27 protein-coding genes and 2 tRNA genes are annotated in these 23452 nt (G+C 39.0%); 28 read left to right on the plus strand and 1 reads right to left on the minus strand.

Annotated features, from left to right (window positions below):
- Position 1: 1 nt before the first annotated feature.
- The 12 genes from IGL70_RS03725 (at position 2) to IGL70_RS03780 (ending at position 6459) form a co-directional block, all read left to right on the plus strand.
- Positions 2-424, plus strand: coding sequence for a F0F1 ATP synthase subunit epsilon (locus IGL70_RS03725; RefSeq protein ID WP_002289005.1), 423 nt, complete (start codon positions 2-4; stop codon positions 422-424).
- A 468-nt stretch (positions 425-892) separates the two neighbouring features.
- Positions 893-1123 (plus strand): DUF1146 family protein, encoded by a 231-nt coding sequence (locus tag IGL70_RS03730; RefSeq protein ID WP_002289004.1) that lies wholly within the window; start codon positions 893-895, stop codon positions 1121-1123.
- A gap of 96 nt (positions 1124-1219) precedes the next feature.
- Positions 1220-2521 carry a UDP-N-acetylglucosamine 1-carboxyvinyltransferase gene (murA, locus tag IGL70_RS03735; RefSeq protein ID WP_002289003.1) on the plus strand — a complete coding sequence of 434 codons (1302 nt, stop codon included), beginning with the start codon at positions 1220-1222 and terminating at the stop codon, positions 2519-2521.
- Positions 2522-2533: 12 nt separating this feature from the next.
- Positions 2534-2710, plus strand: a complete 177-nt coding sequence (locus tag IGL70_RS03740) for a DNA-directed RNA polymerase subunit beta (RefSeq protein WP_002292789.1) — start codon at positions 2534-2536, stop codon at positions 2708-2710.
- Positions 2711-2844: 134 nt separating this feature from the next.
- On the plus strand, positions 2845-3141 hold the full coding sequence (gene yidD / locus IGL70_RS03745) for a membrane protein insertion efficiency factor YidD (protein ID WP_002325064.1): 297 nt from the start codon (positions 2845-2847) through the stop codon (positions 3139-3141).
- 63 nt (positions 3142-3204) lie between these two features.
- Positions 3205-3672 (plus strand): GNAT family N-acetyltransferase, encoded by a 468-nt coding sequence (locus tag IGL70_RS03750; protein ID WP_002338989.1) that lies wholly within the window; start codon positions 3205-3207, stop codon positions 3670-3672.
- An 84-nt stretch (positions 3673-3756) separates the two neighbouring features.
- Positions 3757-4641, plus strand: a complete 885-nt coding sequence (locus tag IGL70_RS03755) for an ROK family protein (protein ID WP_104873797.1) — start codon at positions 3757-3759, stop codon at positions 4639-4641.
- 113 nt (positions 4642-4754) lie between these two features.
- Positions 4755-4991, plus strand: a complete 237-nt coding sequence (locus IGL70_RS03760) for a DUF2969 domain-containing protein (protein ID WP_002316425.1) — start codon at positions 4755-4757, stop codon at positions 4989-4991.
- A gap of 87 nt (positions 4992-5078) precedes the next feature.
- Positions 5079-5159, plus strand: a tRNA-Tyr gene (locus IGL70_RS03765).
- 6 nt (positions 5160-5165) lie between these two features.
- Positions 5166-5237 (plus strand) — tRNA-Gln (locus IGL70_RS03770).
- 124 nt (positions 5238-5361) lie between these two features.
- Entirely contained in the window at positions 5362-5532 is a 171-nt protein-coding gene (locus tag IGL70_RS03775) for a hypothetical protein (RefSeq protein WP_002294990.1), read from the plus strand.
- A 219-nt stretch (positions 5533-5751) separates the two neighbouring features.
- Positions 5752-6459 (plus strand): GntR family transcriptional regulator, encoded by a 708-nt coding sequence (locus IGL70_RS03780; protein WP_002292782.1) that lies wholly within the window; start codon positions 5752-5754, stop codon positions 6457-6459.
- A 58-nt stretch (positions 6460-6517) separates the two neighbouring features.
- Here the strand turns inward: IGL70_RS03780 and IGL70_RS03785 are convergent, their stop codons facing one another.
- Positions 6518-7162 (minus strand): YigZ family protein, encoded by a 645-nt coding sequence (locus tag IGL70_RS03785; RefSeq protein WP_002296584.1) that lies wholly within the window; start codon positions 7160-7162, stop codon positions 6518-6520.
- A gap of 126 nt (positions 7163-7288) precedes the next feature.
- Between IGL70_RS03785 and IGL70_RS03790 the strand changes: the two genes are divergently transcribed.
- From IGL70_RS03790 to phoU, 16 genes are all read left to right on the plus strand, one after another.
- The gene (locus IGL70_RS03790; RefSeq protein WP_002294988.1) at positions 7289-7576 is read left to right on the plus strand and encodes a DUF7662 domain-containing protein; all 288 of its coding nucleotides are present in this window, start codon (positions 7289-7291) and stop codon (positions 7574-7576) included.
- 107 nt (positions 7577-7683) lie between these two features.
- Complete coding sequence (locus IGL70_RS03795; RefSeq protein ID WP_002292778.1) at positions 7684-8004, plus strand: PTS sugar transporter subunit IIB; 321 nt, start codon at positions 7684-7686, stop codon at positions 8002-8004.
- 80 nt (positions 8005-8084) lie between these two features.
- Positions 8085-9398 (plus strand): DEAD/DEAH box helicase family protein, encoded by a 1314-nt coding sequence (locus IGL70_RS03800; protein ID WP_104873796.1) that lies wholly within the window; start codon positions 8085-8087, stop codon positions 9396-9398.
- A complete protein-coding gene (locus IGL70_RS03805) occupies positions 9395-10114 on the plus strand; it encodes a ComF family protein (protein ID WP_010727502.1) in 720 nt (239 codons plus the stop codon). The genes IGL70_RS03800 and IGL70_RS03805 overlap by 4 nt, the downstream gene beginning before the upstream one ends.
- A gap of 127 nt (positions 10115-10241) precedes the next feature.
- Positions 10242-10793, plus strand: a complete 552-nt coding sequence (gene hpf, locus IGL70_RS03810; protein WP_002296587.1) for a ribosome hibernation-promoting factor, HPF/YfiA family — start codon at positions 10242-10244, stop codon at positions 10791-10793.
- Positions 10794-11014: 221 nt separating this feature from the next.
- Positions 11015-13549, plus strand: a complete 2535-nt coding sequence (gene secA, locus IGL70_RS03815; protein WP_002289770.1) for a preprotein translocase subunit SecA — start codon at positions 11015-11017, stop codon at positions 13547-13549.
- A gap of 125 nt (positions 13550-13674) precedes the next feature.
- Positions 13675-14776 (plus strand): peptide chain release factor 2 gene (prfB, locus tag IGL70_RS03820; protein WP_096948712.1). Its coding sequence is split into 2 segments (ribosomal slippage): positions 13675-13746 and positions 13748-14776, totalling 1101 coding nucleotides; the frame shifts between segments, so codons are not numbered across the junction.
- Between the two features lie 104 nt (positions 14777-14880).
- Positions 14881-15567, plus strand: a complete 687-nt coding sequence (ftsE, locus tag IGL70_RS03825) for a cell division ATP-binding protein FtsE (RefSeq protein ID WP_002292768.1) — start codon at positions 14881-14883, stop codon at positions 15565-15567.
- Positions 15560-16444, plus strand: a complete 885-nt coding sequence (ftsX, locus tag IGL70_RS03830; RefSeq protein ID WP_002294981.1) for a permease-like cell division protein FtsX — start codon at positions 15560-15562, stop codon at positions 16442-16444. Before ftsE ends, ftsX begins: the two co-directional genes overlap by 8 nt.
- Before the next feature lie 151 nt (positions 16445-16595).
- Positions 16596-18044 (plus strand): cardiolipin synthase, encoded by a 1449-nt coding sequence (gene cls, locus IGL70_RS03835; protein ID WP_002306208.1) that lies wholly within the window; start codon positions 16596-16598, stop codon positions 18042-18044.
- A 336-nt stretch (positions 18045-18380) separates the two neighbouring features.
- Positions 18381-19238, plus strand: coding sequence for a phosphate ABC transporter substrate-binding protein PstS (locus IGL70_RS03840; RefSeq protein WP_002292763.1), 858 nt, complete (start codon positions 18381-18383; stop codon positions 19236-19238).
- 114 nt (positions 19239-19352) lie between these two features.
- Positions 19353-20273, plus strand: a complete 921-nt coding sequence (pstC, locus tag IGL70_RS03845) for a phosphate ABC transporter permease subunit PstC (RefSeq protein WP_002292761.1) — start codon at positions 19353-19355, stop codon at positions 20271-20273.
- A complete protein-coding gene (pstA, locus tag IGL70_RS03850) occupies positions 20273-21157 on the plus strand; it encodes a phosphate ABC transporter permease PstA (RefSeq protein ID WP_002296590.1) in 885 nt (294 codons plus the stop codon). The genes pstC and pstA overlap by 1 nt, the downstream gene beginning before the upstream one ends.
- Before the next feature lie 14 nt (positions 21158-21171).
- Positions 21172-21978 (plus strand): phosphate ABC transporter ATP-binding protein PstB, encoded by an 807-nt coding sequence (gene pstB, locus IGL70_RS03855; protein ID WP_002289486.1) that lies wholly within the window; start codon positions 21172-21174, stop codon positions 21976-21978.
- A 15-nt stretch (positions 21979-21993) separates the two neighbouring features.
- A complete protein-coding gene (gene pstB, locus IGL70_RS03860; RefSeq protein ID WP_002289489.1) occupies positions 21994-22752 on the plus strand; it encodes a phosphate ABC transporter ATP-binding protein PstB in 759 nt (252 codons plus the stop codon).
- 12 nt (positions 22753-22764) lie between these two features.
- The gene (phoU, locus tag IGL70_RS03865; RefSeq protein WP_002289490.1) at positions 22765-23442 is read left to right on the plus strand and encodes a phosphate signaling complex protein PhoU; all 678 of its coding nucleotides are present in this window, start codon (positions 22765-22767) and stop codon (positions 23440-23442) included.
- Positions 23443-23452 lie beyond the last annotated feature (10 nt).

Below are 23452 nucleotides of genomic sequence, written 5' to 3' on the forward strand. Positions count from 1 at the left end.
CATGGATCAATATTTAACAGTAAATGTGGTAACTCCTGCCGGTTTGGTCTATGATCACCATGCAGCTATCGTCGTTGCACGTACGACAGCTGGTGAGCTTGGGATTTTGCCTAAACATGCACCAATCATCGTTCCATTGACGATTGATGAAGTTCGTGTAAAACGAACAGATTCAGATACCCACGTCGATTGGATCGCTGTTAATGGCGGAATCATGGAAGTTCGTGATAATGTTGTTTCAATCGTTGCTGATAGTGCGGAACGTGAACGTGATATCGATGTATCTCGTGCGGAACGTGCAAAACAACGTGCAGAACGCCAAATCGAAGAAGCAAAAGCAAAACAAGATACGAACGAATTGAAACGGGCAACTGTTGCGTTGCACCGAGCAATCAATCGTATCAAAGTATCTAAGCACTCATAAAATGAGATGCGGATGTTTATCCGTGTTTAAGAACAGTAAAAAGAGGTTATGACAGAAGTGGTCAGCTTCAAGACATAAGAAGGAATTTACGAAAATTGCTTCTCAAATTTTTGTGAAATCTCAGCTTATTTTTCGAAGAAGCTACTTCTGGAACACCGTATATCAGAGGTTGTAAAATCAGCGTTTTGTCCTGAGTATTAGAGAAACAAATGGAAAATAGTTCCTCATATTTTGCCGTTTTTTGAGCTAATACCGAGGGTCAGATGATTGAACACCGTTTATTTGGAATAAGGGACTGCGACAAGACTTTTGTCTCAGTCCCTTTTTTTGCATATTTTTAGCATTTATTTCCTAAAAAATGTAAGGGGATTCCTATATTTTTAAGTATACTTGTTTTTCCTTTTATACATTTTATGGTATTATCATTTTATTAGTTATTATAAAACAATCGTTAGAAAGGACGTCATTATGCAAGTATACGGAATTGATGCGGTGCTTCGAATCGTGAGTCATTTGGCGTTTATCTACTTAGCCTTCTGGTCTTTACGTTCGTTACGCATTGAAACTTTTTTCAGACCAATGCATAATACGCAAATTAGAATGGCAATCGTACTTTTTTCAATTTTTTTAGGGTACACTGCAAGTAATTTTTTCTTAGAAGTTATCGCTTTATGCCGAAATCTTTTCGTTAGCCTGTAAATTTTAAAAAAAGGTACTATTTTAAAAGCAAGGATGTTATAATAGAAAAGATTTTGAGTAAGTGTATGCTCATTGGAATTTTTTGGAGGGAACAACATGGAAGAGATCATCGTAAGAGGTGGCAATCAATTAAATGGAACAGTAAGAATTGAAGGAGCTAAAAATGCTGTTTTGCCTATTTTAGCTGCTAGTTTGTTAGCAGAAGAAGGTATTACGACATTAGACAACGTTCCGATTCTTTCTGATGTCTTCACTATGAATCAAGTGATTCGTCACTTAAACGTAGATGTAGATTTTGATGAACAAAAGAATCAAGTAACAATCGACGCTTCAAGACAATTAGAAATCGAAGCGCCTTATGAGTATGTTAGTCAAATGCGTGCTTCAATCGTTGTGATGGGTCCGCTACTTGCCAGAAATGGACATGCAAAAGTAGCTATGCCTGGTGGATGTGCGATTGGTAAACGACCAATCGATTTGCATTTAAAAGGATTTCAAGCTTTAGGAGCAAAAATTATTCAAAAAAACGGCTATATCGAAGCAATTGCGGATGAATTGATCGGTAACACGATTTATTTAGATTTCCCTAGTGTAGGTGCTACTCAAAATATCATGATGGCTGCCGTAAAAGCAAAAGGAACAACCATCATTGAAAACGTAGCTCGCGAACCAGAAATCGTTGATTTAGCAAACATTTTGAATAAAATGGGCGCTCAAGTCTATGGAGCTGGTACTGAAACAATGCGTATTGAAGGCGTGGATCATTTACATGCAGTCAACCACTCAATCGTACAAGATCGTATCGAAGCAGGTACCTTTATGGTTGCTGCTGCAATGACACAAGGTAATGTGCTGATTGCAGATGCTATCTCTGAACATAACCGCCCATTGATTTCTAAATTGATCGAAATGGGTGCAGAAATCATTGAAGAAGAAGGCGGAGTCCGTGTCATCGGACCAAAACATATCTTACCTACAGATGTAAAAACGATGCCTCATCCTGGTTTCCCTACAGATATGCAAGCTCAAATGACAGCTATCCAATTAGTTGCAGAAGGTACAAGTGTAGTGACTGAAACAGTGTTTGAAAATCGTTTCCAACATTTAGAAGAGATGCGCCGTATGAACGCTCATGTCAAAATCGACGGAAATGTAGCAATCATGGATGGAAACCATGAATTGCAAGGTGCAGAAGTATATGCAACAGACTTGCGGGCAGCAGCAGCATTAGTTTTAGCTGGCTTGAAAGCAAATGGAATCACACGTGTGCGTAACTTGAATTATCTAGACCGTGGATATTATAATTTCCATATCAAACTACAGCAATTAGGTGCAGACGTTGAACGTGTGGACATGGATCAAACTTCTGCTGAAAAAACAGCACAAACGATTGCTTAAGGAAGTGGCTGAATGAGTAACCAACGATATATCTTATTAACTTTGATAAAGATTTTAGTGGTGATCTTATTGCTTATCCTTCTTTTTGTGGCCGGAACGATGATCGGATATGGTGTCATCGGTGGCGGCAATCCATTTAAAGTATTTCAGCCAAGTTTGTGGATTCATATTCGAGACTTTTTTCATTGATAAATAAGAATCACAGTGGTTCTAGTCGATATGAAGTGAGCCATGAAGCAGAACATGATAAAAGAAAACAGAAGGGAACGTTGACGTTAGTCGCGATCCCTTTTTTTAGTAAAAGAAAAGAAGGAATCTAATTGATGAAGAAGATATTGATTTATTTAGTTAGAGGATATCAGCGCTTTATTTCGCCTGCATTTCCACCTAGCTGCCGTTATTACCCAACCTGTTCCAATTATATGATAAAAGCAATTCAAACCCATGGTGCGCTAAAAGGGACGGTAATGGGGACTGCACGGATCTTACGCTGTCATCCTTTTGTCAAAGGCGGTATCGATTATGTACCATTGACATTCCGATTAACGCGAAATAAGAAAGATAAAAAAGAACCAGATTATAAAAAGGTTGTGAAAAATACGAGTAGCACTGAGCGATAAAAAAAAAGAGGAAAATTATTGTCAAAGTAACAACTCCGCAACTACTTATATGGGGGACAAAAAATGATCGAAGAACTAAACAAGAAAGATTTACCATGGTCCTTGTTATTAGATGCAGATCCTGATAAAGAAAAAGTTCAAGTATATGTTTCCAGAGGGAGTGGCTGGATATGGAAAGAAAAAGAAAAAACAATAGGTGTACTGATCTATGTGGCAAGGGAAAAAGAATACGAAATCGTCAATGTAGCAGTAGCCCCAACGTATCAAGGAAAGGGGATTGGCGGAAAATTACTTGAGACAGCTTTTCAGAAGCTTTCAGAGCTAGCTTCAAGCCAAACTCGGATCATTATACGTACTGGCACTACTAGTAGCGCTGCGTTACACCTCTATCAAAAAATGGGTTATGTGGAGATTGGCCGTGTCAAAGATTATTTTATCCATCATTACTCTGAGCCCATTTTTGAAAATGGAGATCAATTAAGGGATCAAGTGATTTTAGCAATTCACTTACCTAAAAATAGCTTTAACTAATAAAATTTCAATTCAAGAAAATGCTTTCAAATGCCAAATAGATACATTACAATAGCTTTAGCAAACAAAAAGGAGAATATTTTTATGGGAATATTAGTTTTTGATTTTGGTGGAACGGCTGTCAAATATGGTTGTTGGGATGGCAAAGAGATTAAAGGTAAGGGACAATTTGCAACGCCTGAATCTTGGGAAGAAATGAAAGCGCAATTATTTCAAGTTTATAAAAAAATACTCGTTTCTTTTGAAGTCGAAGGAATTGGAATCAGCTCTCCTGGAGTAGTGAATAATGAGAAACAGGTGATTGAGGGAATCAGTGCGATTCCTTATATTCATGGATTTAATATTTTCCGAGATTTGGAAACTCTGTTTCAACTTCCAGTAACGATTGAAAATGACGCCAACTGTGCCGGAATGGCTGAATTTTATGAAGGTGCTGCCCGTGATTATCAAGATGTTGCTTTTGTTGTGGCAGGAACTGGGATTGGCGGGGCGTTGTTCACGAAAGGACAAATCAATAAAGGGGCACATCTTTATGGTGGAGAATTTGGGTTGATGTTCTTAAATGGCGATAAGACATTCAGTAAACTTGGTACAGCGGTACAGATGGCTTGGTGTTATTGTGAACGCAAAGGTCTCGATAAAAATGCTTATACCGGAAAAGATGTCTTTGAATTAGCAGAAACTGGAGATGCAATAGCAAAAGAAGAAGTTGAGAGTTTTTATACGTATCTTACAAAGGGATTATTCAGTATTCAATTTTCGTTTGATCCAGAAGTGATCGTATTAGGCGGCGGGGTTTCTGCAAAAGAAGGGCTCATTGATGAGATCAAAAGCCGAATGAAGAAGCTGACAGAACAATTCGATCTGCATGATTTCGAACCGCAGATTTTATTATGTGAATACAGAAACGATGCTAATCTTGTAGGTGCAGCAGCAAACTATCTCGCTGTACGTCAAGGGGAGAATTAAGAGCTTTAGAGAAGGTGCAGCTTGCATAAAAGAAGTGAATGAAATGAATAGGAGATTTTTACCTAAGGAATGTTTTATTTGCTGCAGTATGATAAAATATCTGAGAGGTGAAAATGATGTCAAAAAAAAATAAAGATATTGAAGTGCGTATAGAAGAAGTGAAAAAAGATATCAAAGGTAAGAATTATGAAGTCACTCAGTTATTTATAGGGAAAAAAATGATTGGTGAGATCTTAGCCTATGGGCCAAAAGAATATGAAATTTTCTTTGGTGAAGAAGATTTTGGAAAAGAAAAAAGTCTTGAAAATGCGATAGAAACAGTGATTCGACACTGGAATCTGCACGAATAAAAAAATATCAAAAAAACTTTCAATAAAGGGTTGCAAAAATCTGGAAAATTAGGTATTATAACTAAGTCAGGTTGATACAAACCTTTCGGAGGAGTAGCGAAGTGGCTAAACGCGACGGACTGTAAATCCGTTCCTTAGGGTTCAGTGGTTCGAATCCACTCTCCTCCATTTCATTGGGGTATAGCCAAGCGGTAAGGCAAGGGACTTTGACTCCCTCATGCGTTGGTTCGAATCCAGCTACCCCAGTATACCACAATCGTAAGCTCTCGTTAGTTCGAGAGCTCTTTTTTTTGCTTTGCTACCTTGTTCCTTGAAGATTCTGCTGATTTAAGATAGAGTTAAGTTAACTACAAGAATTGGAGGGATCCACATGAAATGGAAAGAAAAAGTAGACGAAGCAGCTGAAAAGTTATATGATTTGGTCAAATCAGAAAAATACAATATTGAAGTGAATATTCCGAAAAAAGGCGGAAAAGCGGTCCAGGTAAAATCAAAACGCCCAACGAATCATACAAAAAAATGGATGGCTAAAAACCGCTAATAATAACAAAAGATCCATAAGTCGGCATTTTCATCGATTTTAGGGTCTTTTGTTATTTTCTAGGTTGAACATATCTAAAAAATTGTTTCTGACAATAGGAGTAGGAAGAACGATGTGTGTCTAAATCCTCTGTTGATGGATAGAAACCTTTATCTTTTTCAGTTGTGAATCAGGTATATACCAGTTATAATAGAAGAAACGAAAGGACGGGTGTACGTTATGTCGAATCAATTACCTGTATATATACAGATTCATGACCAATTAAAAAATGAAATCGAACAAGGTATATGGAAAGTCGGAGACCGTCTTCCTTCAGAAAGAGAATTAGCAGTGAAATTCAATGTCAGCCGTATGACGTTGAGACAAGCAATTCAAAACTTGGCAGATGAAGGAATCTTAGAAAGAAAGATCGGTTCGGGTACATATGTTGCGCGAGAAAAAGTACAAGAAAAAATGTCTGGTGCAACAAGTTTTACAGAAATTATGGAATCGCAAAATCGAGTACCGTCTAGTCGGACAATCTCTTATTTCTTGACTTCGCCAAGCTCAAGTGAAATGGAAAAACTAAACTTGAGTAAAGATGACACGATCTTGCGAATGGAACGTATTCGTTTCGCAGATGATGTCCCTATTTGTTTTGAAGTTGCCAGTGTGCCACAAAAGCTGATCGATGGCTACAGCAAAGCAGAGATTACTGAATCGTTGTATCGCACGCTAGAAGAAAAAGGCGGGAAAAAGATCGGTCCAGCGAATCAAACGATTACTGCTGTGTTGGCTTCTGAGAAAATTGCTGACTATTTAGAGGTAAAACGAGGAGATGCAGTTCTTCGTTTGCGCCAGATTTCTTATTTTGAAGACGGTACGCCGTTTGAGTATGTGCGTACGCAATACGTAGGAAATCGTTTTGAGTTTTATTTGGAAAAATAAAAAACAGGTGATCCCTGATTCCTTATTAGAAATAAAAGAGAATCAGAATCACCTGTTTTTATATATGATCAGTTACCAGTTGCTCGTGATAAGAAACAGGACCCTCTTCAAATTGGACTTGTCCGTTCAGCAGCTCAATGATGGATTCTTTAAAGTGGTCAGCACTTTTTTCATCTACAGCACAGATGACGCTAACTTGATCAGTATATTGGATTTCTTTTATAAAAAAATGTTGGAGTTCAAGATAATTCTGTAATTTTCCTAGTTGCGGATACGTGATCATCACAGAGATCTCCTGTTGCAAGGTACCTTCTACGATTCCAATGTCAGACAATGCTTGAGAGACCGCATGAGTGTATGCTCGTATTAATCCGCCTGTGCCGAGTTTCGTTCCTCCAAAATATCGAGTGACTACTGCAGCTACATTGATCAGTTGATTTTTTTTGAGGACTTCCAACATCGGTACGCCCGCCGTTCCACTTGGTTCTCCATCATCGCTGCTTCGCTGGATTTCATTTTTTTCTCCAATGATGAAGGCGCTGCAGTTATGGTTCGCTTTCCAATGTTCTTTTTTTATTTCTTGAATGAAACTTTTTGCTTGGTCCTCTGATTCTATTCGTCTAAGAGAACAGATAAAGCGTGATTTTTTGATCTCAATCTCACTTTGTCCATTTTCTTTTATTGTACGATAGCGCTCGATCATCTTGTCACCTCTTTTTTTCATTTTCTTTATTCAGTATAAATAAAGTTCTAGGTTGTTTCAACACTGTAACGGTTGCGCAATTGCTGTAGTATGCGATAATAAAGACAAAGGCAGGTGGATCTGGGGATGCAGGAACGAATGAAAAAGTACGATGCAATTACGCATTATTTGAAGAACAATGGCGGCTCTCAAGTAACGTTGACCTTTACCCAATTTGACGAACTGCTGTTTCCCAGTAACGGACTTCCCAAAACAGCAAGGGAAAGTACAGATTGGTGGGCAAATGATTATAAACACCCTGAAAAAGGTGCCTATGGCTGGATAAATGCAGGCTATGAAGTAGTTGTCATCAATTTGGACAAAGAATATGTCGTGTTCAATAAATTAGTGAAATCTAGTTGGCTATTTGATTAAATAAACCGCGTTTAGAAAACGTTGACAAATTTCTTTCTTTTTATATAATAGAGTAACAGACGCGAAGAAAACGTTTGCGTAGTTTGTTTTAAAAAGGAGAGAAAAGTATGGCTAAAAAAACAATCATGCTTGTATGTTCGGCTGGTATGAGCACAAGTTTACTAGTAACAAAAATGCAAAAAGCTGCTGAAGCAAAAGGAATCGACTCGGATATTTTCGCTGTGTCCGCTTCTGACGCAGATAACAATCTTGCAAATAAAGACGTGGATGTGTTGTTATTAGGCCCACAAGTTCGCTTTATGAAAGCTGATTTTGAAAAACGTCTGGAACCAAAAGGCATTCCTTTAGACGTCATCAATATGGCTGATTATGGAATGATGAATGGCGAAAAAGTGTTAGATCAAGCAATCACGCTCATAGGTGAATAAATAGAACAGTATAACTATCGAACAAGCGATCCAAAAAATAGATCGCTTGTTTTTTCGTATATTTTTTTAGGGCGAATGATATGAATCATTTTTGGGGTAGAAGGCTTCTGACGAGAGATATTAAAGCAATAGACTGTGAGGAGGTAAATTTACCAAATTATGAGAAGATCGCAGCAGTGGAACGTTTGGGCAACTGGATTCTTTGTCATCGCTGTGGAATGAGGACGTCCGTCATTGATGGACAGCTTGCAGATTACGGTTATTTTTGTACACATTGTCTATATTTAGGGCGATGCGACACTCAACAAGATTTATATTTGTTTGATCAGCCTGAAGCAAAACCTCGAGAAGTCGTCTTTTTTTGGACAGGACAGCTTACTGAAAAACAAACGGAAATCTCAAAGAGAATACTTTGCCATTCAGAAAAAAGACATCATCTTATTTGGGCTGTAACAGGTGCAGGGAAAACAGAGATGCTTTATCCTATTTTAGTGGAAACTTTAAAAGCTGGAGGAAGAGTAGCGATTTGTACACCGCGAGTTGATGTTTGTAATGAATTGTTTTTACGCTATCGTTATGTTTTTCCAGAAGAAAAAATCACGTTGCTCCATGGGAATACAGCAACGGCTTATACCTTTACTTCTTTTGTTATCTGTACGATTCATCAGCTATACCGTTTTTATCGGTCCTTTGATTTAATAGTGATCGATGAGATCGATGCGTTTCCTTATAACGGGGATGCAGGATTAGCTCATGCTGTGCAAACAGCGATTAAACCAGACGGACGATTCATCTACTTAAGTGCCACACCTGATAAAAAGTTACTAAAGGAAATCAAGCAGACGTTTGACATCCACAAACTTGCTTTACGCTTTCATCGGCGTTTACTTCCTGAACCCGTCTTGGTTTTCATGAATAATTGGCGACAAAAATGCAAGAACAAGAAGAAGATAAAATCTTTGGTGCGGATCATTCATCAATTAATTAAAGAAAATCATATCCTTTTATTTTGTCCAAGTATCACGATGATGCATCGTTTGAAAGCCACACTTCAAGAGGCTCTTCCGAGATATGAGATCACAGATGTTTCTTCAAGAGACAATCAGCGGGCGGAAAAAGTCCAGAAAATGCGAGAAGCAAAATATGACATACTGTTAACCACGATGATCCTTGAACGTGGAGTCACATTTGAAAGAATATCCGTTATCGTTTTAGGAGCGGATCATCCGGTTTTTACTAAATCTTCTTTGGTACAAATCGCAGGAAGAGCCGATCGTAAAGGGCCTTATACGAACAGTCAAGTATACTTTTTCTATGAAGAAAAAACTGCAGCTATTCGAAAAGCTTGTCGGGAAATCAAAGAAATGAATGAAGAAGGGAAGAAGATGCTGTGAGGTGCAGTTGCTGCAGTAAAGATATCGTCCAAAATTTAACATTCAGCGAGATTATTGGTGTTTCGAAATACAGATTACCTCAGACTTGTTCAGTTTGTCGCGCACAATTTCATTTATTGGAAACAAGAGGCTGTTCTGGCTGTCAAAAACCAATCCATTTCAATCTAGAGAGTACGAAAAAGAAAGTAAAGTCTATTCCCGTTTACTGCAGTGACTGTCAAGAATGGAAGAAGAAATATCCGACCTATGATTTTCAGCACCGTGCCTTTTTTGTGTACGATGAAAATATGAAGGCCTGGCTCAATCAATACAAGTTTATGGGAGATATCCGACTAGCAGGCACCTTTGCATATAAATGGACGCAGATAAAAAAAGAATACCCGACATACATCTATTGTCCAATACCTTTATCTGAAAAAAGGCGAACAGAAAGAGGATTCAATCAAGTAAGCGAGATGTTGAAAGCAGCAAGAATTCCTTTTCAGATGCTACTCAAAAGAGAGAAGCATCTGCTGGCTCAAGCAAAAAACACGCGAAAGGAAAGATTGGAGATGCCTCAACCTTTTGAACTTGCAGTCACCTTTTCTAAGATACAAAATAAAAAAATATTGATTATTGATGATGTCTATACAACAGGACAGACTCTTTTCCACGCAGCAGATTGTTTGCAGATCGCACAGCCGAAAATCATCCGAACTATTTCTTTGGCGAGATGAATTAGATGTGGAAATTTGATAGCGATTTAATTTGCAAATAACCTAGAGTTCGATATAATAGAATTAAGAAGAGGGAAAGAGTGGTCCTTCTCCTTCTTGATTGTGGTAGACGAAAGGGGTAATTTTTATGTTTAGATATAATGTACGCGGCGAAAATATCGAAGTAACTGAAGCGATTCGCGACTACGTTGAGAAAAAAGTAGGCAAACTAGAACGCTATTTCAGTGACGCACCCGATGCAACGGCGCATGTGAACTTAAAAGTTTATACAGAAAAAACAGCAAAAGTGGAAGTAACGATCCCATTACCTTATCTTGTATTACGTGCCGAAGAAACTTCTCCAGATTTATACGCAAGTATCGATTTGGTTGTTGACAAATTGGAACGCCAAATCCGCAAATTCAAAACAAAAATTAATCGTAAATCCCGTGAAACGGGCATGAATACTGCAGATGCTACTGCTTTATTCAATGAAGAGGACGAAAACGAAAATGATTCTGAATTAGATATCGTACGTACGAAACGCCTTTCATTGAAACCAATGGATAGTGAAGAAGCAGTCTTACAAATGAACATGCTGGGACATAACTTCTTTATTTTTGAAGATGCAGAAACAAATGGTACAAGTATCGTTTACCGCCGTAAAGATGGAAAATACGGACTGATTGAAACAGACTGATCAGCCTTACTTAAATAACAACGAAAACTTGCAGCAGCTACTGACAGCTGCCGCAAGTTTTTTTGAGTTTCCTCCTCTTTTAGATGAAATATGAATAAATTATGAAGTTCTTACTTTAATACGCTTAAGATATTTCAATTATCTATAACTAATGATAAAATGAAAAGTAAAGTCTACATAGTCTGGATAATACACAGAAGGAAAAGGAGATTACACAACGCATGGCCAATTTGATTCGTTCACTTATCGAAAACGATAAGAAAGAACTAAAACGTTTAGATAGCATTGCAAAAAAAGTTGAAGCATACGCTGACCAAATGGCAGCATTAACTGATGAACAATTACAGGCAAAAACTGCTGAATTCAAGGGCAGATACCAAAAAGGAGAAACATTAGATCAATTACTTCCGGAAGCTTTTGCAGTCGTCCGAGAAGCAGCAAAACGTGTATTGGGGTTATATCCATACCACGTACAATTGATGGGTGGAATCGTGCTTCACGATGGAAATATCCCTGAAATGCGTACTGGTGAAGGTAAAACCTTGACCGCAACGATGCCAGTATATCTAAATGCTCTGACTGGCGAAGGGGTACACGTAGTTACCGTCAATGAATATTTAGCAACCCGTGACTCGACGGAAATGGGCGAACTTTATAATTTCTTAGGATTAACAGTGGGGTTGAATATCAACTCAAAATCTTCGGATGAAAAACGCGAGGCTTATAATTGTGATATCACTTATAGTACGAATAATGAATTAGGATTTGACTACTTGAGAGACAATATGGTCGTTTACCGCCATCAAATGGTACAACGTCCGCTGAATTATGCCATTGTCGATGAAGTTGACTCAATCTTGATTGATGAAGCGAGAACGCCGCTGATCATTTCAGGGCAAGCAGAAAAATCCACAGCTTTATATACAAGAGCAGACAACTTCGTAAAACGTTTGAAAGAAGAAGAAGATTATAAAATCGATGTACAATCAAAAACAATCAGTTTAACCGAAGCAGGGATCGAAAAAGCAGAAGAAACATTCGGTTTGGATAACTTATACGACATTGAAAATACTGCATTGACCCATCACTTGGATCAAGCATTGAGAGCCAACTATATCATGCTTTTAGATATCGATTATGTTGTCCAAGACGGAAAAGTACTGATTGTTGACCAGTTCACTGGTCGGATCATGGATGGACGCCGTTATTCAGATGGACTTCACCAAGCAATCGAAGCTAAAGAAGGCGTAGAGATCGAAGACGAAACGAAAACCATGGCGACGATCACTTTCCAGAACTATTTCCGTATGTACAAGAAACTTGCGGGAATGACTGGTACAGCTAAAACAGAAGAAGAAGAATTCAGAGAAATTTATAACATCCAAGTATACCAGATTCCGACAAATCGTCCGGTTATCCGTGATGATCGTCCAGATTTGCTTTACCCAACATTACAAAGCAAGTTCCACGCTGTCGTGCAAGATATCAAAGATCGCTACCGCAAAGGACAGCCTGTGTTAGTCGGAACTGTTGCGGTTGAAACATCTGAGTTATTATCAGATATGCTGAATCAAGAACGTATTCCTCATGAAGTGCTGAATGCGAAAAATCACTTTAAAGAAGCAGAGATCATCATGAATGCCGGTCAAAAAGGTGCTGTGACGATTGCTACCAACATGGCTGGTCGGGGAACAGATATCAAGTTAGGACTTGGCGTAAGAGAACTTGGTGGTCTAGCAGTTATCGGGACAGAACGACATGAATCTCGTCGTATCGATAACCAGCTTCGAGGACGTGCAGGACGTCAAGGAGACCCTGGTATGTCACAGTTCTACTTGTCATTGGAAGATGATTTGATGAAACGATTCGGTTCAGAACGAATCAAAGCTTTCTTAGATCGGATGAAGATCGGTGAGGAAGATGCTGTTATCCAAAGCAAGATGCTGACGAAACAAGTAGAATCTGCACAAAAACGTGTAGAAGGAAATAACTATGACACACGTAAAAACGTCTTACAATACGATGATGTGATGCGTGAACAACGTGAAGTAATCTATAAACAGCGACAAGAAGTAATCATGGAAGAAAAAAGCTTATCCAAGCCACTAATGAACATGGTCAAACGGACAATCAGTCGTGTAGTAGATGCGCATACACAATTAGAGAAAGAAAACTGGAATTTGGAAAGTATCATCGATTTTGCCGGCAGTACTCTTGTCCATGAAGATAGCATTACTCTTGCAGATATCGAAGGAAAAACAGCTCAGGAGATCAAAGAGTATCTAAACGAACGAGCACAAGAAGTATTTAATACCAAAGCGGCTCAACTAAATGGTCCAGAGCAACTGTTGGAATTTGAAAAAGTCGTGATCTTGCGTGTTGTGGACTCTAAATGGACAGACCATATTGATGCAATGGATCAATTACGTCAGTCAATCGGCTTACGTGCTTATGGACAGAACAATCCATTAGTCGAATATCAAACAGAAGGCTATAAGATGTTTGAAGATATGGTAGGCGCCATCGAGTATGAAGTCACTCGAATCTTTATGAAAGCTGAGATCCGTCAAAACGTACAGCGTGAACAGGTTTCTCAAGGAACAGCTTCTCACTCAGAAGACGGAGATGCCAAAGAAAATAGTAATACTAGCGCGAAAAAACAGCCAATCCATGTGAACAAGGTCGGAAGAAATGATCCTTGTCCTTGTGGAAGCGGGAAAAAATATAAGAACTGTCATGGAAAAAATGCAAACTAATTTCTGACAGCAGGATTGGTGAGACAAATTCTTTTTTTAAGAATTCGTCTCACCTTCTTTCTGTTATTTGCTGATTCTGTTAGACTAGATATAATGAAAAAAGTATAGTGAAAGAAGGAAAAAACATGGAAATATCCGAAATTCGAAATCTCCTGACAGAAATGCAGGAAAAGGTCACAAGTTTCAGGAGGTCTCTTTGACTTAGATCAGCTGGAAGAAGACATCGCGGAAGCAGAAGCAAAAATGGCTGAACCTGGTTTTTGGGATGACAGCGAAGCCGCACAAAAAGTGATCAGCGAAAATAACGCTAATAAAGAAACCTATGACCAATTCCATTCTCTTGCCGAAGAACTAGAAGAAATCGAATTGATGGTGGAGATGCTGCAAGAAGAACCTGATGCAGCAATGCAAGAAGAAGCAGAAACACGTATCAATGCATTAGATGAAAAAATGAAGACGTATGAATTATCTATGCTGTTAGACGGACCTTATGATCGAAACAATGCGATCGTCGAATTGCATCCAGGGGCTGGCGGAACGGAGTCCCAAGACTGGGGCAGCATGCTTTTACGTATGTATACACGTTGGGCAGAGCAGCATGGCTATCAAGTAGAAACACTAGATTATCAAGCAGGTGATGAAGCAGGGATCAAGAGTGTGACCCTGCTGATTAAAGGACATAACGCTTTTGGTTATCTAAAATCAGAAAAAGGTGTTCATCGCCTTGTACGGATTTCGCCTTTTGACTCAGCGAAACGACGTCATACTTCTTTTTGTTCGGTAGATGTGATGCCAGAGCTTGATGAAACGATCGATATAGAAATCAATCCAGATGATTTGAAAATCGATACGTACCGAGCAAGTGGTGCAGGTGGTCAGCACATCAATAAAACAGAATCTGCTGTACGGATCACTCACTTGCCTACAGGAACAGTAGTAGCTAGTCAGGCACAACGTTCACAATTGAAAAACCGTGAGCAAGCGATGGGGATGTTAAAAGCTAAGCTTTATCAATTAGAAGTGGAAAAGAAAGAACAAGAAGCAGCTGCACTTCGAGGAGAACAAAAAGAAATCGGCTGGGGTTCACAGATCCGTTCTTATGTTTTCCATCCATATTCTATGGTAAAAGACCATCGGACAAACGTAGAGACAGGAAATGTCCAAGCAGTTATGGACGGTGACCTTGATTTATTTATTGACGGCTATTTAAAAATGCATCTACAATAAGAACCCATTGTTAAATTGAAATAAAATTGTAAGATTTTGCAAGCATGTTGAAACATTGCCATGCTATAATAGCTAAAGACTGAAAAAGATATGGAGAGAACGCCATGATTGAAATGAAGGATGTAATGAAGAAGTACTCAAATGGTACGACCGCTATCCGCAATCTCTCGATTGTCATCGAACAAGGAGAGTTTGTCTATGTGGTTGGTCCGTCTGGAGCCGGTAAATCTACATTCATCAAATTGATGTATCGAGAAGAAAAAGCTTCAAAAGGAACTTTGAACGTCGCAGGTCATGATCTAATAGCAATCAAAAACCGCGAAGTTCCTTATCTACGCAGAGAAATCGGCGTGGTGTTCCAAGACTATAAATTATTACCAAGAAAAACAGTATATGAAAATGTTGCGTACGCTATGCAAGTTATCGGCAGAAAACCTCGGGATATCAAAAAACGAGTAATGGAAGTGCTGGACCTTGTTGGTTTGAAACACAAAGTTCGAGTCTTTCCTAGCGAATTATCCGGTGGGGAACAGCAACGTGTCTCTATTGCTCGGGCAATCGTGAATACGCCTAAAGTACTTATCGCGGATGAACCGACAGGAAATCTGGATCCAGAAAACTCATGGGAAATCATGAAATTATTAGATCGGATCAATGCCCAAGGAACTACTGTCGTGATGGCTACACATAACAGTACGATCGTAAATACGATTCGGCACCGAGTAATTGCTATCGAAAACGGCCGCATTATTCGAGATCAAGCGGAAGGGGAATATGGATACGATGATTAGAACCTTTTTCCGCCATTTATTAGAAAGTATCAAGAGTTTGAAACGTAACGGCTGGATGACAGTTGCTTCAGTCAGTGCGGTAACGATCACGTTGACTTTAGTCGGTGTATTCATGGCAGTTATCATGAATGCAACTAAATTAGCTCAGGATATAGAAGGAAACGTTGATGTCTCTGTATTCGTAGATATCGGTACAAAAGACGAAGAGATGAAAAAGCTAGAAAAAGAATTGAATGACTTAGATCATGTTAAAAAAGTTGAATTTTCAAGTAAAGAACAGGAATTGAAAAAAATCCAAAACGAAATGGGTGATTCCTGGAAATTGTTTGAAGGTGACAATAACCCGTTATATGATGTGTATGTAGTAAGTGCTACTGATCCTTCTTATACAAAACAAGTAGCAGAAGAAGCAGCAGATTTGAAGAATGTTTCTCGTTCTGATTACGGTGGAGCTTCCTCAGATCGGATTTTCCAAATCGCTGGTGCAGTTCGGACATGGGGATTAGTTGCAGCGGCATTGCTGCTGTTCGTAGCGATGTTTCTCATTTCGAACACGATTCGGATCACGATTTTGTCTAGACAGCGTGAAATTCAAATCATGCGTTTAGTCGGTGCAAAAAATGGATATATTCGCTGGCCGTTTTTCCTTGAAGGTGGCTGGATCGGTCTGATCGGTGCGATTCTTCCGATTTTGATCATCACATTTGGTTATGCATGGTTTTTCCAATTGATCAATCCATCATTATTACGTTCCCATTATTCATTGATTCATCCACAAAATATCGTTTGGAAAATCAATCTTTTAATGGTCGGCATTGGTGTGATCATTGGTTCACTTGGCTCGATCATTTCTATGAGACGTTTCTTGAAATTCTAATACCACAATATAAATAAAATGAGAAAGTTGGACAGTTTCGTTCCAGCTTTCTTTTTTTATTGGCTAGGAGAATAGAAGGAAGCGGCTTTTTTCCCTTTACTTTAAAAAACAACTTGGGTATTCTTAAGTTGGTAGAAGAAGAGGTGAAGCCGTGAAAATTATCGTTGACAATTTTTTTACGATCCTTTTGATTATGAATATTTTGCTTTCCTTTATCATCGTTTTTCGAGAAAGAAAGGAAACTGCTCAAACATGGGCATGGCTGCTCGTTTTGATGTTCATTCCAGTTGTAGGATTTATTTTATATATTTTTTTAGGAAGAGGGATTTCCAAAGAGAAAATCTTTGATTTGAAGATCCAAGGGAAAATCGGTAAGAACCTGGAAATTGAAGAAGACAAACAGGCATTGATGCGAGGGCTTTATCCTCATCCGCCTACTGGACAAGTAGATGTGAAACAATTGATCTATATGCTCACGGTATTTGAAAGTACGCTCTATACGACTAAAAATGAAATCACTTTATTTACAGATGGTCGTGAAAAATTCGATGCGCTGATTGAAGATATCAAGCAGGCAGAAGACCATATCCACTTCCAGTATTATATTTATCGCAGTGATGCATTAGGTGAAGAAGTTCGAGATGCATTGACAGAGGCGGCAAGACGAGGGGTAAAAGTCAGAGTCCTTCTTGATGCATGGGGTTCCACACAAGTTTCTTCCAGCTTTTTTCAGAATTTGAAAAAAGCAGGCGGAGAAGTCGCATTTTTCTTTCCTCTATTTGTTCCGTATATTAATCCTCGGATCAATTATCGCAATCATCGTAAAATCGTAGTTATTGATGGGAAAATCGGATATACAGGTGGGTTCAATGTTGGAAATGAATATCTAGGATTGGTAAAGAAATTTGGTTATTGGCGAGACAATCATTTGCGTATTTACGGAGAAGCGGTGTATACCTTGCAAAACCGTTTTTTGATGGACTGGAATTCTCAGCATACAAAAGAAGTAGGCTATTCTCCCAAATTTTTTCCGTCCATTCACTCTACTGGTGATATAGCTGTTCAAATCGTGACAAGCGGACCAGATACCGAACATGAACAAATCAAAATGACTTATTTGAAAATGATTTCGTTAGCCAAACGGGAGATATTGATCCAAACGCCTTATTACATACCGGATGGATCGATTCATGAAGCACTGAAGTTGGCTCTTCTTTCAGGCGTAAAAGTTCATATCCAAATACCTAACAAACCAGATCATCTTCTCGTTTACTGGGCAACGTATTCTTTCGCTGCAGAGCTAATCGAGTATGGAGCAAGGATCGAAACATATGAGAATGGATTTATTCATGCAAAGACGATGATTATCGATGGTGGCATTGTTTCAGTTGGCTCAGCAAATATCGATGTTCGTTCATTTCGCTTGGACTTTGAGGTCAATACACTGGTTTATGATGAACGAATGGCTTCACGTGTAAGAAAAGCTTTTTTTGAAGACTCGAAAATTTCTACGCATCTCACAAAAGAAATGTATGAAAACCGAGGAATAATCATCAAGATGAAAGAAGGATTAGCAAGATTGATTTCGCCGCTCCTTTAAAACATAAAAAGGACATGAGAACCATCAACAGATGGAGATCTCGTGTCCTTTTATAACGGGGCCATTTCTGAGAGTACGTCAGAAATGGAGAAAGCGTCTCGCATGAGCGAAATTAACTTTGGGGTATCTCTTGTTTTTTGGGGAAAGCAAGAAATAAGCTAATATATGCTATTAAAAGAGACACATTTCAAAGCCAGTATAGCATAGAAACTTTTAATGAGATAGTTTTTTTTACAATTATGAGAATTTATTTTGTTATTTAATGATTTTGATTCGTTTTCATCAAGTAATGAAAATGATAAAATAAACATACTTTAGGATTAAAGGAGATTTCTAATGAAAAAACTTAAATTATTCTTACCAATAATAGGATTAGCTATTCTTTTATCAGGCTGTTCAAAGTGGATTGATCGAGGAGAATCCATTACGGCTGTTGGCTCTTCTGCTTTACAGCCTTTAGTAGAAACAGTTGCTGAAACTTACCAGACAGAAAATCCTGGAAAATTCATCAATGTACAAGGGGGCGGAAGCGGAACTGGTTTGTCTCAAGTACAGTCAGGAGCAGTCGACATCGGAAACTCTGATTTGTTTGCGGAAGAAAAATCGGGGATCGATGCCTCAGCATTAGTCGATCATCGAGTAGCAGTTGTTGGGATCACTCCTATTGTGAACAAGGATATTGGCGTAAAAGACATCAGTATGGAAAACCTGAAAAAACTATTTACAGGCGAGATCAAAAACTGGAGTGAAGTCGGTGGAAAAGATCAGCCAGTAGTTATATTGAACCGCGCTTCAGGAAGCGGAACCCGTAGCACGTTTGAAAAATGGGTATTGGACGGAGAAACAGCTGTTCAGGCACAAGAACAAGATTCAAGCGGAATGGTGCGCCAGATCGTTGCCGACACACCCGGTGCAATCAGCTATGTTGCTTTTTCTTATGTTTCCGATGATGTAGATACGTTGAATGTTAACGGTGTAGAACCGACAGATGAAAATGTGACAACGAACAAATGGACGATTTGGGCATATGAGCATATGTACACAAGAGATCATCCAAAAAAACTGACAAAAGAATTTTTAGACTATATCTTATCTGATGAAGTACAAGATAACATCGTTGGAGAACTAGGTTATATCCCTGTTTCTCATATGAAAGTCGAACGTGATTGGCAAGGAAATATCGTTAAAGAGTAATCTTTACACAAAATTTACAAACTTAGCTAAACTTTTACATGTTATTAAAACCAAATTGATGTTCAATTTGTACACTGAGTGAGTATGTTAAACCTGATTAAGGGGGAGTCATCTGTGGAAGATGTGAAAAAAGTATTATTAACAAAATCAAAACGTTCAAAAATGGAACAGCGTGGAAAATTCATCAGTTTTTTATGTATCGCGCTGATCGTGTTGGTTGTATTATCTATTTTTTATTTTGTAGCTAGTAAAGGATTGGCCACCTTTTTTACTGATAAGATCAATGTATTTGATTTTCTGTTTGGTACAGATTGGAATCCAAGCCAAATCGGAGCAAATGGGAAACCAATGGTAGGGGCATTGCCTATGATCACAGGTTCGTTTATTGTGACCTTTTTATCTGCTATCGTTGCCACGCCATTTGCCATTGGTGCAGCAGTATTCATGACGGAGATCTCTCCTAAAAACGGAACGAAGATCTTACAGCCGGTCATCGAGCTGCTTGTAGGTATTCCTTCTGTCGTTTACGGTTTTATCGGTTTATCAGTTATCGTGCCTTTTGTCAGAAGTATTTTTGGCGGGACAGGGTTTGGTATCTTAGCTGGTACATTTGTGTTGTTCGTTATGATCTTGCCGACTGTCACAACGATGACTGTTGATGCATTAAAGGCAGTACCACGGCACTATCGGGAAGCTTCATTAGCGCTTGGTGCCACAAGATGGCAAACAATCTACAAAGTCGTGCTACGAGCAGCCGTGCCCGGGATTTTAACAGCAGTCGTTTTTGGTATGGCTCGTGCGTTTGGTGAAGCCCTAGCTATCCAAATGGTCATCGGTAATGCAGCATTGATGCCAACAGGACTTACTACTCCTGCTTCTACATTGACGTCCATCTTAACAATGGGAATCGGAAATACAATCATGGGAACAGTTGAAAATAATGTGTTATGGTCATTAGCGCTGATCTTGCTATTGATGTCATTATTCTTTAATATCGTGATCCGTATGATTGGGAAGAAAGGAGAGCTGAAATAATGAACGCAAAACGCTCAGATAAAATTGCTACAGGTGTTTTATATATAGTTTCGGGGATCATCGTATTGATTTTAGCAGCTTTACTACTTTATATCTTAGTTCGGGGAATACCGCACATTTCATGGTCCTTCTTGACCGAACCTTCCAAAGCCTACCAAGAAGGCGGTGGAATCGGGATACAGCTATTTAACTCGATTTATTTGCTTTTGATCACGATGATCATCAGTTTTCCTATTTCTTTAGGTGCGGGTATCTATCTTTCAGAATATGCTGGAAAAAACTGGCTAACAGATGTGATTCGCACGTCGATTGAAATCTTGAGCTCGTTGCCTTCTGTCGTTGTCGGTTTATTCGGTTTCTTGGTTTTCGTTATTCAATTCCAGTATGGTTTCTCGATTATTTCTGGTGCATTGGCTTTGACTGTATTCAACTTGCCTCTTTTGACTAGAACAGTTGAGGAGTCTTTACAAGCGGTCCATTACACACAACGAGAAGCAGGATTGGCCTTAGGTTTGTCACGCTGGGAAACAGTGATAAAAGTGGTGGTTCCAGAAGCGACACCAGGGATTTTGACTGGTGTGATCCTAAGTTCTGGAAGAATTTTTGGTGAAGCAGCTGCATTGATCTATACGGCTGGACAAAGTGCACCTGCGTTAGATTTTACGAACTGGAATCCATTAAGTGTTTCAAGCCCGATCAGCATTTTCCGTCAAGCTGAAACATTAGCTGTCCATATTTGGAAGATCAATACAGAAGGCACGATGCCTGATGGTGTTTCTGTTTCGGCTGGCGCTTCTGCCGTGTTGATCATTGCTGTTTTACTGTTCAACTTCGGCGCTCGTGCGATTGGCAAACGATTATACCGAAAAATGACTTCAGCCTAAGGAGAAGAAGCAAAATGAAAAAATATAACTGGAATGAAACAAATGTCATCACCATGCCAAAAGAGAAAGAAGTAGCACTATATACGGATGATCTACATGTCTGGTATGGCGACAATGAAGCAATCAAAGGAGTGGATCTGGAATTTGAAAAAAATAAGATCACTGCACTGATTGGTCCTTCCGGCTGCGGAAAATCTACGTATCTTCGTTCGTTGAATCGAATGAATGATGGGATCGCTAATACGAAAATCACTGGGAAAATCATGTATCAAGGCGTAGATATTAATGCGCCTCAAGTGGATGTTTATGAGATGCGCAAACGGATTGGCATGGTTTTTCAACGTCCTAATCCGTTCAGCAAGTCGATTTATGACAATATTACATTTGCTTTGAAACAGCACGGCGAAAAAAACAAAAAGAAATTAGATGAAATCGTTGAAACAAGCTTGAAACAAGCTGCCTTGTGGGACCAAGTAAAAGACAGCTTGGACAAAAGTGCCTTGGCTTTATCTGGCGGGCAACAGCAACGTTTATGTATTGCTCGTGCGATCGCAATGAAACCTGATATCTTGCTGCTAGACGAGCCGGCAAGTGCTTTGGACCCTATTTCGACAGGAACAGTTGAAGAAACACTTGTAAACTTGAAAGAAGACTATACGATCATCATCGTGACGCATAACATGCAACAAGCAGCTCGTATCAGCGACTATACTGCCTTTTTCTATCTAGGAAAAGTAATGGAATATGACAAAACTAACAAGATATTTACCAGACCAAAAATTCAGGCAACCGAAGATTATGTGTCCGGTCATTTTGGTTAAGACGGAGGCCTCAACATGACAAAAGAAATTATTTCATCTAAAGATCTTCATCTGTATTATGGAAAGAAAGAAGCACTAAAAGGGATCGATCTAAGTTTCAATCAAGGGGAAATCACTGCGATGATCGGTCCTTCTGGTTGCGGAAAATCCACTTATCTGCGTTCTTTGAACCGGATGAATGACCTGATTCCGAATGTAACGATCACCGGAAGTGTTTTATATAAAGACAAAGACATCTATGGTCCAAAAACAGATGTTGTTGAACTAAGAAAAGAAATCGGCATGGTATTCCAACAGCCAAACCCATTTCCTTTTTCTATCTATGAAAATGTCATCTATGGATTGAAATTAAAAGGGGAAAAAGATAAAAAAGTCCTTGATCAAGTAGTTGAAGAAAGTCTGAAGGCAGCGTCTGTTTGGGATGATGTGAAAGACAAATTGCATAAAAGTGCTTTATCTTTATCCGGTGGGCAGCAGCAGCGTGTATGTATCGCACGTGTTTTGGCAGTTAATCCGGAAATCATCTTATTGGATGAACCAACAAGTGCGCTTGATCCTGTTTCTACTGGGAAAATCGAAAGTATGCTGTTAGAATTAAGAGAGCGGTATACGATGATCATCGTGACCCATAATATGTCTCAAGCTTCACGTATTTCAGATAAGACGGCATTCTTTTTAGATGGTCACTTGATCGAATACAACGATACGAAGAAGATATTCATGAATCCAGAAAAACAAGAGACAGAAGATTATATTTCAGGTCGATTTGGATAAGGAGGAAACGGAATGCTACGTACACAATTTGAAGAAGAATTGCTGAATCTCCATAATCAGTTCTACGAAATGGGGATGATGGTGAGCAGCGCCGTGCACAAGTCAGTTCGTGCATACATCAAACACGATAAAATCTTAGCCCAAGAAGTTATCGAAAACGATATAAATATCAATAACATGGAAACACGCTTGGAGAAGAAAAGTTTTGAAATGATCGCATTGCAACAGCCAGTTACAACTGATTTGCGTATGATCATTACGGTCATGAAAGCTAGCTCGGATTTAGAACGTATGGCCGATCATGCGGTGTCTGTTGCTAAATCCACGATTCGCGTAAAAGGGCAGACGAGAATACCGGAAATCGAAAAAGAGATCTCCGATATGTCCGATTATGTGAAAAAAATGGTGGACAACGTCCTAGTTGCTTATGTCAAAACAGACGAAAAAGACGCACGTACGATCGCCAATATGGATCAAAGAGTCAATGACTATTTCAATCGAATCTATAATGCAACAATCAAAAATATGCAGGAAAATCCTGAGACAGTCATCAGTGGAACAGACTACTTGAATGTTGCCAGTTATCTAGAACGGATCGGAGACTATGTGACAAACATCTGTGAATGGATCGTCTACTTGGCTACAGGGAAAATCACTGAGTTAAATACGAACCACAATGAGATTTTCTAAACTGAAGCTG

Source organism: Enterococcus sp. DIV0901a, assembly GCF_051711525.1.
Lineage (GTDB): Bacteria > Bacillota > Bacilli > Lactobacillales > Enterococcaceae > Enterococcus_B > Enterococcus_B faecium.

Coding starts and splice junctions, on each gene's coding strand:
- IGL70_RS03725 (WP_002289005.1), top strand. CDS start 2: ATGGATCAATATTTAACAGTAAATGTGGTAACTCCTGCCGGTTTGGTC.
- IGL70_RS03730 (WP_002289004.1), top strand. CDS start 893: ATGCAAGTATACGGAATTGATGCGGTGCTTCGAATCGTGAGTCATTTG.
- murA (WP_002289003.1), top strand. CDS start 1,220: ATGGAAGAGATCATCGTAAGAGGTGGCAATCAATTAAATGGAACAGTA.
- IGL70_RS03740 (WP_002292789.1), top strand. CDS start 2,534: ATGAGTAACCAACGATATATCTTATTAACTTTGATAAAGATTTTAGTG.
- yidD (WP_002325064.1), top strand. CDS start 2,845: ATGAAGAAGATATTGATTTATTTAGTTAGAGGATATCAGCGCTTTATT.
- IGL70_RS03750 (WP_002338989.1), top strand. CDS start 3,205: ATGATCGAAGAACTAAACAAGAAAGATTTACCATGGTCCTTGTTATTA.
- IGL70_RS03755 (WP_104873797.1), top strand. CDS start 3,757: ATGGGAATATTAGTTTTTGATTTTGGTGGAACGGCTGTCAAATATGGT.
- IGL70_RS03760 (WP_002316425.1), top strand. CDS start 4,755: ATGATGTCAAAAAAAAATAAAGATATTGAAGTGCGTATAGAAGAAGTG.
- IGL70_RS03775 (WP_002294990.1), top strand. CDS start 5,362: ATGAAATGGAAAGAAAAAGTAGACGAAGCAGCTGAAAAGTTATATGAT.
- IGL70_RS03780 (WP_002292782.1), top strand. CDS start 5,752: ATGTCGAATCAATTACCTGTATATATACAGATTCATGACCAATTAAAA.
- IGL70_RS03785 (WP_002296584.1), bottom strand. CDS start 7,162: ATGATCGAGCGCTATCGTACAATAAAAGAAAATGGACAAAGTGAGATT.
- IGL70_RS03790 (WP_002294988.1), top strand. CDS start 7,289: ATGCAGGAACGAATGAAAAAGTACGATGCAATTACGCATTATTTGAAG.
- IGL70_RS03795 (WP_002292778.1), top strand. CDS start 7,684: ATGGCTAAAAAAACAATCATGCTTGTATGTTCGGCTGGTATGAGCACA.
- IGL70_RS03800 (WP_104873796.1), top strand. CDS start 8,085: ATGAATCATTTTTGGGGTAGAAGGCTTCTGACGAGAGATATTAAAGCA.
- hpf (WP_002296587.1), top strand. CDS start 10,242: ATGTTTAGATATAATGTACGCGGCGAAAATATCGAAGTAACTGAAGCG.
- secA (WP_002289770.1), top strand. CDS start 11,015: ATGGCCAATTTGATTCGTTCACTTATCGAAAACGATAAGAAAGAACTA.
- ftsE (WP_002292768.1), top strand. CDS start 14,881: ATGATTGAAATGAAGGATGTAATGAAGAAGTACTCAAATGGTACGACC.
- ftsX (WP_002294981.1), top strand. CDS start 15,560: ATGATTAGAACCTTTTTCCGCCATTTATTAGAAAGTATCAAGAGTTTG.
- IGL70_RS03840 (WP_002292763.1), top strand. CDS start 18,381: ATGAAAAAACTTAAATTATTCTTACCAATAATAGGATTAGCTATTCTT.
- pstA (WP_002296590.1), top strand. CDS start 20,273: ATGAACGCAAAACGCTCAGATAAAATTGCTACAGGTGTTTTATATATA.
- pstB (WP_002289486.1), top strand. CDS start 21,172: ATGAAAAAATATAACTGGAATGAAACAAATGTCATCACCATGCCAAAA.
- pstB (WP_002289489.1), top strand. CDS start 21,994: ATGACAAAAGAAATTATTTCATCTAAAGATCTTCATCTGTATTATGGA.
- phoU (WP_002289490.1), top strand. CDS start 22,765: ATGCTACGTACACAATTTGAAGAAGAATTGCTGAATCTCCATAATCAG.